Here is a 12,611-nt window from a genome sequence, read left to right as displayed (position 1 = left end):
CTGTGGGAGTTGACGGGCTCGAACCGCCGACCCTCTGCTTGTAAGGCAGATGCTCTGAACCAACTGAGCTAAACTCCCTTTATAAATTTTTTGGTTAACTTCTAACTGCTTCTGTCCCAAAACCTTACCTACTATCTCTTTTTCACTACCCTTATTCCGTTTTGGGATTGCAAAGATAAGGGTTGTTGTATTTCCACCAAATTTTTTTGCATTGATAATGAATATTTTTTTCGATAAATTGCAGCAACCTGCCTATCTAAAAATGAACTATCGTCTCATTCTTCCACCCGAGAATTTAAAACCTTTTGTCAGGTACTTCTGGGTACTGGAGAATAGTGGCGTTGCCAATTCAACAGTAACATTTAGTCCGCTCGCCGATGGCTGTCCCGGCATCATGTACCAGCAGCCCGATAAAGGCACTTTCTTTCTGGAAGAAGACAACAAACAATTAGCCAGCATTTTTTTGTACGGACAAACCATTCAACCTGTCAAAATGGTGTTGACGGGCAAGGTAAACACGGTGGGCATCTGTTTGCAACCGCATGCCCTGCAATCTGTGTTCGGTATCGATGCCCATGAATTAACCGGCACCTGCGTTGACCTGGGACTGGTGCAACATAAAAAAGAAAGGGTGCTGCAGGAGAAATTATTGGCGGCTGCCAGCGTGGAGGAACAGATCAACCTGATCTCGGCCAGCCTGTTGAAAGCCGCGGAACAACACAGCGATAAGCAGGACGCAATTACCAGTTTCGCTTTCACGGAGATCACGCGCGGCAAAGGAGATATTTCCTTTGCTGAGTTGCAGAAGCAATTGCAATTGTCTGAACGCACATTGGAACGGCGGTTCAAACAATCGATCGGTATTTCTGCCAAATTATTTTCGCGCATTTGCCGTTTCCAGGAATCGCTGAACCAGCTTCGTAAAAACAACTACGATAAGTTATCTGATATCGCTTATGAGAACGGTTATGCCGACCAGTCACATTTTATTCGCTCTTTTAAAGAATTTACCGGGGTCTCGCCTTTTGATTATCATAAACAACTGAAGGAAGTAGCGGAGAATTTTCCTGCGCATAAAACGCATAATAAGTAATTAGCCCTTTGCTAAAATCAAGAATCCTTGTCTCGTTTTCAATAAACTCACAGGTACTATTCGTTTATGAGCTATTTTGTAATTAATAAGTTATCCCGCTGTAATTATAGTTTATTCAGTACCTATAATGTTATAACGAGAACTTAGTATGAGATGTCAGGCGCTAATTATGGGACGTAAATAGCTAAGTTTGTGATATAAGTGCGTTAGTTTGGCCTTTCCTGTCACAACTTGACCCGTCCTAAAATTTTTTGACAGCTTTGGGCGGTTAGTAAAAGAAGAGCTTGCATCTTGCTAAACACCAGTGTACATTTGCTGAACCAAACCTTTATTTTATGACCCACCAGGAAATACTCAGAAAAGTTGAATGGAAAGACCTGAAAAGTTTAAGTATTAAAGAAATGCTCATTGAAAATAACCTCACCATTCCCTGGTTCATTATTTCAATGATTTTTGCATATTATGGGTATTATTTATTTGCATTGCCGTTCTCTGCATTTTTCTTTCTTACAGGACTCAGACAGGTCCACAATGGCTTTCACAATTCATTAGGCACAAATAAATTCCTCACCTGGCTTTCGCTTTATATCAACAGTATACTGATGATCGTTTCCATTCATGCTGTAAAATTCAATCACATCAGGCACCACAAATATTGTTTATCTGACGAGGATTACGAAGGCAAATCAGCCGGCATGACCTGGTATGGCGCCATTTTGTATGGACCCATTCACATGTTCCTCATTCATAAAGTAACCTTGCAACTAGGGAACAAAACCTATAAGCGCAATGTAATACTGGAACTTGTTTCCATTGCCCTCTTCGTTGCCTTGGTGTTCTATTTTAATATAACCTTTCTCATCTATCATATTATTGTGATGATCATTGGTGAATTCTTAATGGCTTTCTTCGCCGTTTGGACGGTTCACCACGATACACACGACAGTCCTGAATTGGCCAGAACACAACGGTCGGGCTGGAAGAACAAGATCACCTTCAGCATGTTCTATCATTTGGAACATCATTTATTTCCAGCTGTTCCTACTATTAAATTACCCGAGCTGGCCAAACGCATCGATGAAGTATTGCCTGAAATTGAAAAGAAGAGTACTTTTTAATCATGTGACACTATCCTTTGACTATATTTAAACCTATCGAAACAGAAATAATGCGCACCACCTTACTATTGATCTTTACATTTTTCATTTCCCAGGTAAACGGACAATCATTTTTCCATTACACGGATACTTTAAATCACTTTTCCATTGATTTTCCTTCAAGCTGGAAATACAAGGTGGAATATGCTCAAAAAGGCGTGGTACTGGAAACATCGAGGATTCCGCATGGAAGGGATACTGCCAGAGACATAATGAATGTGAACATCATTGAAACCCCGAGAAACCTGGAGAGAACATTTGCCACTTATATTAAATATATAAGCACGCCCGATTTCCAAATGATTGCAAAAGGAGACACTACACTAAATGGAATGCAATTCAAATGGCTGGCATCACTATCCAACAATCTGTATAATGAAAAAATAACCATGCAGAATTATGACCTGGTTACTGTAAGAAATGGTAAAACATACATCCTGACGATGATGACATTTCCTCGTACGTACAATGAGGTTAAACCTTTATTTGATAAAATTGCTAATAGCTTTAAGTTTCTGGATTAACAAACAATTACTCAAACGATAACCTCGATTACCAAGGCCTCCAAACAATTCCTCCACATAAACGTTAAGTATACCGGACCTTTTAAAAAAACCATACTTTATGTCAAACGTCATGGCAAACCTGATCGAAAAAACAGTCGTAATAAATGCGTTGGCCGGCAACGTTTGGAAAGCGTTGACCCAACCGTTCCTGATGAAACAATGGATGGGTGAAAATGAAATGAATTTGCACATACAAACCAGTTGGGCGGTTAACAGTCCCATCACTATCTCGGGTTTCCATCATCTGCCTTTTGTTAACAAAGGCACCGTGTTACAATATGATGAAGAAAAAGTATTGAGCTATTCGCATAACAGCTCATTATCACGCCTACCCGATGTGCCGGAAAATTATTCCGTCATAAAATTCAATCTCTCCCCTGCCGATACCCAAACTGCCTTAACACTCACCATTACCAATTTTCCTACAGAAACCATTTACAAGCATCTGGAATTTTACTGGCAAACGACTATTGTATTGTTAAAAAAATTTGTAGAAAGCAGCAGCCTGATCTGATAATGACCCTGCCCATACCCCAGGCAGGGAAAAATAGGAGAAATACTCATTTTTGTATTATGTACACTTTAATTCTTCTGAATGAGGCGTTTACGCGAAAAACCCCCATTATTAAAAAGCCATAAAAGAGCTTGCTGGGCGTAAGGTATTTCTATAAATTTGTAACGGAATAAACCATACTATATGGCTATTGACGCGCCGGTTAAACCACATTATGAAGAGGATACCGATGTACTTACCACATTGGACGAACCATACAGTCTTATTGTATGGAACGATGAGGTAAATACATTTGAATGGGTTATTGAAACCCTGGTTGAGGTGTGCGGCCATACTGCCGAACAGGCTGAACAATGCGCTTACATCATCCATTTTCAGGGAAAATATGCTGTAAAGCAAGGATCTTACGACGATTTAAAACCACAATGCGATGCCATTACCGATCGTGGTATTGGCGCCACGATTGAAGTGCTGACCTAATTTTTGCCTTTCATACATTAGTCCTCAACTGTAATTCCGGCATGCCTTTATTTGCTTTGGATAAAGAAATAGTATTCCCCCCTGTTCACCTGGCTGAACCAGATGGGTTATTGGCTGTTGGCGGCGATCTCTCAACCGAACGTTTGTTACTGGCTTATCGCCAGGGTATTTTTCCCTGGTACGAAGGGCAACATATTTTATGGTGGTGCCCCAACCCCCGTTTTATTATAACGCCGGCTACACTGAAGGTGAGCAAAAGCATGAAACAATTATTCAAAAAAGAAGCATTCACCTTTACTATCAATAAAGCATTTACAGAAGTTATTAATAATTGTAAAAGCATCGACCGGCCCGGACAAAGCGGTACTTGGATCACCAGTGCAGTGAAGGAGGCTTACACCCGGTTACACCGGCTGGGTTTTGCGCACAGCGCAGAAGTTTGGCTGAACAACGAACTGGTAGGTGGTTTATATGGAATAAGAATGGGCAAAGTGTTTTTTGGCGAAAGCATGTTCAGTAAAGTAAGCAACGCCAGTAAATATGCTTTTATCAGCTATGTGCACCTGTTGCAACAGGAAGATGTGCAGCTGATCGATTGCCAGGTTTATACAGAGCATTTGGAAAGCCTGGGCGCCCGTATGATACCGAGAGATGACTTTATACAATTGTTGGAAGAACTCATACCTTAGTTTCAGGTTGCAGGTTGCATGTTACAGGTTACAGTTGTATTCCGTTTTCCCTGTAACATGAAACCTGGATCCCCGCTATGCCGGGGCAAGCGCTGCAACTATTTAGCGTAAGTAGCCACAGAATAATGTTTCAGGGAAGTAACTTTTAACTCATCGTTTTTCACATACACTTTCTTATACTCACGAAACTGGTCGTGGTTATCGATAAACCCTACAATACAGGAATATTTGTCTTCTCCTTTTTGAATTACAGGTTTGGGCAGAGTACCTACATTGGGAAGAAACAGGGTATCCTCGCCTTCCATCTCTTCATACTTTAGTTTCATTAGGTACTGAAAAGTTTTTGACGTTTCGAACAGCTTCACCGAAAAATACCAGTCATTTAATGGATTTTCTGTTTTCTGTTTGTACTCCGCTACCGGTTCGGTACTTACCGTGGTGCGATACATCGGAATTTTTTCTGCAGGCGGCGTTTCCGCAGCAGGCCCCGCCGATTTTGAAGTCTCCGCTTTTACTGTTTCTTTGGGCGCTGTCTCACGACATCCGGCAGCCAGCAAACAGCAAAGCAACAAATTACGTTTTTTCATAGTGTGGGTTATTTTTACAAAAGCGTTGTGTAAAACTTTCCGCAACTATAATACCAAAATAAATGAAAAAATGAAAAATAAGTAATGAGGGCAGAGGGGAGCTGACCAGTTAACGAGTTGACCAGTTAACCAGGGTTTGAGTTGAAGGGCATTAAAACGATATCTTCTTATTAGGATGTCGCTCCACGTACTGATATACCAATCCCCGGATATAATCATTCTCCGGGTATGGCTTCAGGTAATTCTTCAATTCTTCCCGGGTGGTAATGCCCACGTCTGCAGGAATGTATCCCATGCCATAGAATTTTCCTTTCTCCATTAAAATGCAGCTGCGCTCATCGCGTTCATTACCGGCATCCACCACCGCAAAGGTAGGCAGATGCTCTTCCAACCATTCCAAAGCTTCGTGCACCCGTGCATTATATACATCCACCGGCTCTTTCTGCTCACAGGCGCCCAAACAGGTATTTTCGCTGGTTCCGGCACAGGGACCGGGAGCGGTTTGCATAAAACATAATTTGGCACATAAGGCAAACTGCTCTATCAGTTTGTTCAACAACCGGTGTCCTTCCAGCAACAGATTGAAGGTGTACAGCGGTTGCATGTGTTTCTTCTTTTTATCGATGGCCAGTCTTATGTATCCGCCGCTGTCTTCAAACATATACAAACCATAAGTATGGGAGAACCGTTTCTGGCTGCTGTTGAATTCCGGCCACAGGCGTTTTATTTCCACGCTTTCCAGAATAAAAGCCATCAGCTCGGTACTGGTGGTTTCATAACTAATACTGTAAATGTTCCGCAGAAAATCCTGCCGTTGTTTACCCGAGCCATTATGCGTGAAATGACTGCTCACCCGGTACTTCAGGTTCTTGGCTTTGCCTACATAGATCACTTTACCGGTTTGATTATGGAAATAATATACACCCGGCGTATACGGCAATTGTTCCACCTGTTCTTTAGGCAGGTTGGGCGGCAGCGATTGTTCCTTGGCGCCCCGTTTTATAAACTGCTGGATATGTGGTTCGGCGTTATGTTGCAGTAAGTGTTCCAGCAAACGTACGGTGGCATCAGTATCTCCACCGGCCCGGTGCCTGTTGTATATGGTAATGCCAAAATGATTGCACAGGTTACCCAGGCTGTAAGAAGGCAAACCGGGAAACACTTTCTTCGACAGGCGAACGGTACATAGCTTATTACAGTTCAACTCGTACCCGGCTGTACTAAAATGATGTTTTAAAAAAGAGTAATCGAAGTTAACATTGTGGGCAACAAAAATCCGGCCCTGCAGCAGCTCATATATTTGCGGGGCCACTTCTTCAAAACTAGGCGCTTCGGCCACCATATCATTAGAGATGCCCGTTAAAACCTGTATATAATACGGTATGGTACGCACCGGTCTAACCAGGGTTTCAAACCGGTTAATCACAGATTGCCCATCATGCAACACAATAGCGATCTCAGTTATATCGTTATTGGCAGCGTACCCGCCGGTAGTTTCTATATCAACGATAGCGTACATAGATTAATCGTAAAGTTACAAATTACGAACGAATCCGGCAGAACGGCGATCCAGCGACCCTTGGTTCATAACAAGCTGATTATAAGCCGCTTTATAATAATCCTACCCCGTGAGTGTTTAATCCGTCCCACATTGTTAAACCTCAAAAAATCCGTTGTCTATGCAAAAATTCAACTTGCAGGAGGCCAACGAAAAGAGGACTAAAATTGCAGTGATCGTTTTATTCTTCGCTGCACTGGTTCTGTTTTCGTACTGGTACACACAAAGCTAACTGCTTTGCCATCATTAGGAATTCTTACGTTTCTGTATGAAGTGCAAAGCCGATAACCGTCACAAATAACTGCCTTTGTGCTTCATACTTTTTCCCATTTTTAGACACAAAGGGGCATTAACCCTTATTTTCACTTTTTTATAGCGTATATAGTTGCAGGAATAGCAGTTGTGTATTACATTTGCCATAGCTTTCAAAACAATAGCCTGGCATTATCCCTAATTGGATTATATCCTTCCTGAACAACCTCGGCTTTAATAGTAATACCCTTTTATATCTTTCCGAAGCCTGTGAAGACCGATTGCATGATCGTACTACGTATCTATTTAAAACTCTAAAAAACGTAGGATATGAAAAAGACAACACAGCATTTCCACCTGGGCGAAAACGGCAAGGTAGCTTTGTTAGCACTCGGTTTTTTATGTTTTATTATGTTGCTGTCGTACCTGTATTGGTATGCTTAGTAACAGTTAGTGCATTACCTCCTTATTGAAACACAAAAGCGTTCCATTATCTGACTATGATATGGGAATAGACGTTATTTTGTAAGCATCTGGCACAGCAGCGAGGTGCTTTTTTTTTGCCTCACCCCCGGCCCCCTGAAGGGGGAGTAAGTTCAAAATTTTAAGTTTAATATTCTTAAGTTATAAAGTTCCCGCCTTTACCTATTCTCTGCCGGGATAAATGAGCGTCAGACTCTAGAGGTATTGCCCGGGCATTGCCTAAGTATTGCCTGGGAATGGCCTGGGGGGGTTGCACTGGCCTCCGGGGAAACCAGGCATTTTAGGCCACCTCAGTGCAACCCTTAGGCAAGTCCTTGACAAGTCGGGTGCAACCCTTAGGCGCATTTAACCCACTCTCGCTCATATCCTGATCCCAAATATCCCAAACATCCCACCCATCCCAGTTCAGACAATTTAGTACCTTTGCTCTCCCTTAAAGCAGATTATAAATCTATGGAACTAAGCAAGAACTATCAGCCTGAAGGCGTAGAGGACAAATGGAGTAAGCATTGGAAATCAAAGAGATATTTCAACAGCACCCCCGATGAGCGCAAGCCGTTCACCGTGGTGATACCCCCACCCAATGTAACCGGGGTATTACACATGGGCCATACCCTCAACGAAACGGTGCAGGACATACTGGTGCGTAAAGCCCGCATGAGCGGCTTTAACGCCTGCTGGGTACCCGGCAGCGACCATGCCTCTATTGCCACTGAAAGCAAGGTGGTGCAAATGCTGGAAAAGGAAAAAGGCATTAAAAAAAGCGACCTCACCCGCGAGGAGTTCCTGAAACATGCTTACGAATGGAAAGAAAAATACGGCGGCATCATTTACCACCAGATTGAAAAACTGGGCTGTAGTGTTGACTGGGACCGGGTTTCCTTTACCATGGACCCCGATTATTACAAAGCTGTTATCAAGATCTTTATTGACCTCTACAATAAAAAAATGATCTACCGCGGCGCCCGTATGATCAACTGGGACCCTGCCGCCAAAACTGCGCTGAGTGACGAAGAAGTGGAGTATAAAGAGATACAGGGCAAACTGTATTATGTAAAATACGCGGTAGCAGCAGCCGATGGCCAGCCTACGGCCGAATTCGTTACCATTGCTACCCAGCGCCCCGAAACCATCATGGGCGACTCCGCCGTGTGCGTAAACCCCAACGACGAACGTTTTGCCCACCTGAAAGGCAAAAAAGTGATCGTTCCCCTGGTGAACCGCGCCGTTCCGGTGATCTTCGACGACTATGTTGACCCTGCATTTGGTACCGGCGCCTTAAAAGTTACACCCGCGCACGACATCAACGACTATAACCTGGGGTTGAAACACAACCTCCCGGTAATTGATACCCTCAACGAAGACGGCACCCTGAACGAAGCCGCCGAGGTATTTGTGGGTATGGACCGTTTTGCTGCCCGTAAAAAGGTAGTTGAGACGTTGCAGGAGCAGGGTTTGCTGATAAAAGAAGAAGAATACACCACCCGCATCGGGCTGTCGCAACGCAGCATGGCGGTGGTTGAACCCCGCATTTCCACCCAATGGTTTGTGACCATGCGTCCGCTGGCCGAAAAAGCGCTGGCTGCCGTAACCAGTGGCGAAGTGCGCATTCACCCCGGTGATAAATTCATGGCCACTTACAAATACTGGCTGGAGAATATTAAAGACTGGTGCATTAGCCGGCAACTCTGGTGGGGACAACGCATTCCCGCCTGGTACGACGACAAAGGCAATTGTTATGTAGCCGAAACTGAGGAAGAAGCAGTTCGCCAATGGTCTACCAATACAAATTCCATAAATCCTCCCGGTAAACAGGATAACCCATATGTGGCGCATCCCCTGAAACAGGATGACGATGTGCTCGATACCTGGTTCTCGAGCTGGTTATGGCCTATTGAAGTTTTCAAAGGGGTTACTCATCCCGGCAATCCTGATATCAATTATTACTACCCTACTTCAGTACTGGTAACCGGTCAGGATATCATTTTCTTCTGGGTAGCCAGAATGATTATGGCGGGTATGGAATACATGGAGGTTAAACCATTCAGTGATGTTTACTTCACGGGTATGGTGCGTGATAAACTGGGCCGTAAAATGAGTAAGCAGCTGGGTAACTCACCCGATCTGCTGATGCTGATCGATAAGTTCGGCGCCGATGCGGTTCGCTTTGGTATCATGATCTCCTCCCCTGCCGGTAACGACCTGTTATTTGATGAAACCTCTCCCGAACAGGGAATGAAGTTCAATAACAAGATCTGGAATGCGCTGAAGCTGCTTCAACTATTTGAAGCCAAGATCGGCGAAACGCCATCCACCGGTCAAACCCCATTTGCTATTACCTGGTTTGAAAACAAGCTGCAGGCAGCCAAAGCTGAAATTGAACAACACTATAAAGACTTTAAACTCAGTGAAGGTTTAAAGACCATCTATTCGCTGATCTGGGATGATTTCTGTGCCTATTACCTGGAATGGATAAAACCTGGTATGGACCAGCCCATGGACAAAGCAGTGTACGAAAAAACCGTATCATTCTTTACTGAACTGATGCAACTGCTGCACCCATATATGCCATTCGTTACAGAAGAGATCTATCATTTACTGGCGCCTCGTACTGAAGACCTGTGCGTAAAACAATTCACAGCGCCACAAGCCTTCGATAAAATCGTATTACAGGAGGGTCAATTGTTGATAGATGTGATCACCGGTTTGCGCGATGTAAGAATAAAGAATGAGATAAAATCCAAAGAACCCATTAAACTGCATGTACAGAGCGAAAACAAGGAGCTGTTCAAAGCCATTGAAACAATATTGCTCAAACAGGTAAATATTGATCAATTAACATTTGTTTCAGAGCCTGTAGTACAAACCATTACAGCGGTTATAGGTAAGGATAAGTTTTACATTGAAACTGAACGTGCTGTAGATACCGGTACACAAAAAGAAGAGCTGGAAAAAGAGCTGGAAAGGCTTAAAGGCTTCCTTGAATCAGTTAATAAAAAGTTAAGCAATGAACGCTTCGTACAATCTGCAAGGCCAGATGTCGTTCAATTAGAGCAAAAGAAAAAATTGGATGCCGAAGAAAAGATCAAGGTCCTTGAGGATAGCCTGTCAAACCTCTAACTGTAAACAAACCCCGGTTTCAACTATATTAAAAAGCATGCTGCTTATGGCAGTGTGCTTTTGTTGTTTCAAGCCGGGCGCCGTGGCGCAAACAAAGTACAGTCTCGATCAACACATATTGATAGAGATGATGGAAAGCCGTAATGCCGGCGCTACCAAAGTGTTCAAGGATATTAGCAATACCACGGAAATGATGAGTATTGCCGTTCCGGCCGCCGTGGTGATCGCGGGGCTTATCGACAACAACAGTAGTACCCTTAAAAAAGGATTGTACCTGGCCGAGTCGGCAGCCGCCACCACCTTTGTTACCTTTGGTATGAAGTATGCCTTTCAACGGTCGCGCCCTTATATGGTAACGCCTGGGCTTACCAAAGTCTCTGGAGGCGGTGGTCCTTCGTTCCCATCGGGACATACCTCCCTGGCCTTTGCTACCGCCACTTCATTAACCCTGGCATTTCCCAAATGGTATGTAGCCGTTCCGGCCTATGCCTGGGCCGCATCCGTGGGTTATTCAAGAATGTACCTGGGCGTGCATTACCCCAGCGATGTACTGGCAGGCGCCGTAATAGGCGCCGGCAGCGCCTGGTTAATGTACAAGGCCAACAAGTGGTTGTTCAAAAAGAAACCCGGCATTAACGACCTTCGTCCGGCCCTTTAACCGGAGTCGGAAGTCGGCAATCGGGAATGGTGAATGTTGGATCTGCTTAGCTAAAGGCTATGTGGATTGGTGGGGTTTTCGGCAAACGGGAAACGTGAAATCCCGACAAGTCGGGACAGGCTGTGAAAGGACTCGCGCGCAATTCGAATGAACCTCAAAACCAAAGAACTAAAAAACTAACAAACTCAATAACTTAAACTGATCTCTGTATTTCCTGGTTAACTTGTTAACTTGTCAACTTCTATCAACTTACTTCTGAATTAATACAGAATCAGGTTACATATTACGATTGAAACTTAAAATATGAACATCCGTTACCTGCTATTGATAATAGCATGCATATCACTTATACAACCAGCTGTGCAGGCGCAACGCACCAGTCTCGATGTGCAGGTATTAGATGAAATGATGGAACACCGGCATGAAGACCCGGTGGAACTCTATCAGCATATTTCCAACACCACGAATTACATCAGTATGCTGGTACCCGTATCGGTACTGGCAACGGGTCTTGTACGGGACGATAAGGTCACCATCAACAAAGGACTGTTCCTGGCGGAAAGCCTGGCAGCTTCTTCCCTTATAACTGCAGGTCTGAAATATACCTTCAAACGGCACCGGCCCTTTGCCGATCATCCGTTTATTATTCCCGCCAGTGATGGCGGCAGTCCTTCCTTTCCATCGGGACATACCTCTGAAGCATTTTCCACCGCTACCTCATTAACCATGGCTTATCCCAAATGGTATGTGGCCGTGCCGGCCTATGCCTGGGCCGCATCCGTTGGGTATTCAAGAATGTACCTGGGCGTGCATTATCCCAGCGATGTATTGGCCGGAGCAATCGTGGGCGCCGGCAGCGCCTGGTTAATGTATAAGGTAAACAAGTGGTTGGTCAGCAAGAAACCGGCATCTGTCCTAATTAATTAACAGCCGGGTCGTAAGTCGTGAAACGGCAAACTGCGACACGGCCAAAGCAACTTCTTAGCTGTAAGCCATTTTCTTATTACCCTGTACCTTTATCAACACTATCAACCCTATTAACTTCTTACTTGCGTCTCGCAAACCTTCTTCCTCGTCACCTCTTCAACTGTTAACTTATCAACAAGTTAACGTGTTAACTTGTCAACTCGTCAACTGATCAACTGGTCAACTCTTTACCCCTACCCCCAGTCGCTTTTGACGCATATCCCCATTTTGTTCCCCCCATCTCCTACTGGCAAAAGAATTGCTTTGTAGCTCATTTCATAGCCCAGTTACTTTAAAAAAACTTTTAAAACTAACCTCTTTACAAAATGAAGCAAGACATTTCAAAACTCCTTCAAAAGAAAAAGAAAAACATTTTAGAAGATTGGATAAGCCTGCAGCTCGCAGATGCCGGATTACGTGAAGACCTGATGAGTAACGATGAGCTGCGCGAACAGAGTGCTGAGTTGCTGGATGCGTTGTTGCAAGGT

Annotated in this window: 12 protein-coding genes and 1 tRNA gene; 10 read left to right on the top strand and 3 right to left on the bottom strand. The window is 44.0% G+C overall.

Features of this window, described 5'->3' with window-relative positions; genetic code table 11:
* Positions 1 to 3: 3 nt before the first annotated feature.
* A tRNA-Val gene (locus ACJ751_RS02155) sits at positions 4 to 78 on the bottom strand.
* A 139-nt stretch (positions 79 to 217) separates the two neighbouring features.
* On the opposite strand from ACJ751_RS02155, the gene ACJ751_RS02150 reads away from it, so the two are divergent.
* The 6 genes from ACJ751_RS02150 to aat all read left to right on the top strand — a co-directional run bounded on the left by ACJ751_RS02150 (position 218) and on the right by aat (position 4,499).
* The gene (locus tag ACJ751_RS02150) at positions 218 to 1,093 is read left to right on the top strand and encodes a DUF6597 domain-containing transcriptional factor (protein ID WP_407743729.1); all 876 of its coding nucleotides are present in this window, start codon (positions 218 to 220) and stop codon (positions 1,091 to 1,093) included.
* Between the two features lie 335 nt (positions 1,094 to 1,428).
* Entirely contained in the window at positions 1,429 to 2,211 is a 783-nt protein-coding gene (locus ACJ751_RS02145; protein WP_407743728.1) for a fatty acid desaturase family protein, read from the top strand.
* A 50-nt stretch (positions 2,212 to 2,261) separates the two neighbouring features.
* Positions 2,262 to 2,774 carry a hypothetical protein gene (locus ACJ751_RS02140; RefSeq protein WP_407743727.1) on the top strand — a complete coding sequence of 171 codons (513 nt, stop codon included), beginning with the start codon at positions 2,262 to 2,264 and terminating at the stop codon, positions 2,772 to 2,774.
* 100 nt (positions 2,775 to 2,874) lie between these two features.
* Complete coding sequence (locus ACJ751_RS02135; protein ID WP_407743726.1) at positions 2,875 to 3,330, top strand: SRPBCC domain-containing protein; 456 nt, start codon at positions 2,875 to 2,877, stop codon at positions 3,328 to 3,330.
* Between the two features lie 183 nt (positions 3,331 to 3,513).
* Positions 3,514 to 3,810: an ATP-dependent Clp protease adaptor ClpS gene (locus tag ACJ751_RS02130; protein ID WP_407743725.1), complete on the top strand. Its 297-nt coding sequence runs from the start codon at positions 3,514 to 3,516 to the stop codon at positions 3,808 to 3,810.
* Positions 3,811 to 3,851: 41 nt separating this feature from the next.
* Positions 3,852 to 4,499 (top strand): leucyl/phenylalanyl-tRNA--protein transferase, encoded by a 648-nt coding sequence (gene aat / locus ACJ751_RS02125; RefSeq protein WP_407743724.1) that lies wholly within the window; start codon positions 3,852 to 3,854, stop codon positions 4,497 to 4,499.
* 98 nt (positions 4,500 to 4,597) lie between these two features.
* Here aat and ACJ751_RS02120 read toward each other — a convergent pair whose 3' ends face one another.
* Both ACJ751_RS02120 and ACJ751_RS02115 read right to left on the bottom strand, forming a co-directional pair.
* The gene (locus ACJ751_RS02120; RefSeq protein WP_407743723.1) at positions 4,598 to 5,086 is read right to left on the bottom strand and encodes a hypothetical protein; all 489 of its coding nucleotides are present in this window, start codon (positions 5,084 to 5,086) and stop codon (positions 4,598 to 4,600) included.
* 151 nt (positions 5,087 to 5,237) lie between these two features.
* Positions 5,238 to 6,605 (bottom strand): exonuclease domain-containing protein, encoded by a 1,368-nt coding sequence (locus ACJ751_RS02115; protein ID WP_407743722.1) that lies wholly within the window; start codon positions 6,603 to 6,605, stop codon positions 5,238 to 5,240.
* A 1,227-nt stretch (positions 6,606 to 7,832) separates the two neighbouring features.
* Here ACJ751_RS02115 and ACJ751_RS02110 point away from each other — a divergent pair.
* The 4 genes from ACJ751_RS02110 to ACJ751_RS02095 form a co-directional block, all read left to right on the top strand.
* Positions 7,833 to 10,499, top strand: coding sequence for a valine--tRNA ligase (locus ACJ751_RS02110; protein WP_407743721.1), 2,667 nt, complete (start codon positions 7,833 to 7,835; stop codon positions 10,497 to 10,499).
* Between the two features lie 46 nt (positions 10,500 to 10,545).
* On the top strand, positions 10,546 to 11,157 hold the full coding sequence (locus ACJ751_RS02105) for a phosphatase PAP2 family protein (protein WP_407743720.1): 612 nt from the start codon (positions 10,546 to 10,548) through the stop codon (positions 11,155 to 11,157).
* Between the two features lie 303 nt (positions 11,158 to 11,460).
* Positions 11,461 to 12,084, top strand: coding sequence for a phosphatase PAP2 family protein (locus ACJ751_RS02100; protein WP_407743719.1), 624 nt, complete (start codon positions 11,461 to 11,463; stop codon positions 12,082 to 12,084).
* A gap of 365 nt (positions 12,085 to 12,449) precedes the next feature.
* A partial coding sequence (locus tag ACJ751_RS02095; protein ID WP_407743730.1) for an RsbRD N-terminal domain-containing protein occupies positions 12,450 to 12,611 on the top strand: 162 nt, incomplete at its 3' end.

Origin of the sequence: Niastella sp. (assembly GCF_045805085.1) — a bacterium.
In the GTDB taxonomy this organism is placed as follows: Bacteria; Bacteroidota; Bacteroidia; order Chitinophagales; family Chitinophagaceae; genus Niastella.
The sequence above is the reverse complement of the archived record's forward strand: the minus strand, read 5'-3'. Positions and strand labels throughout refer to the sequence as shown.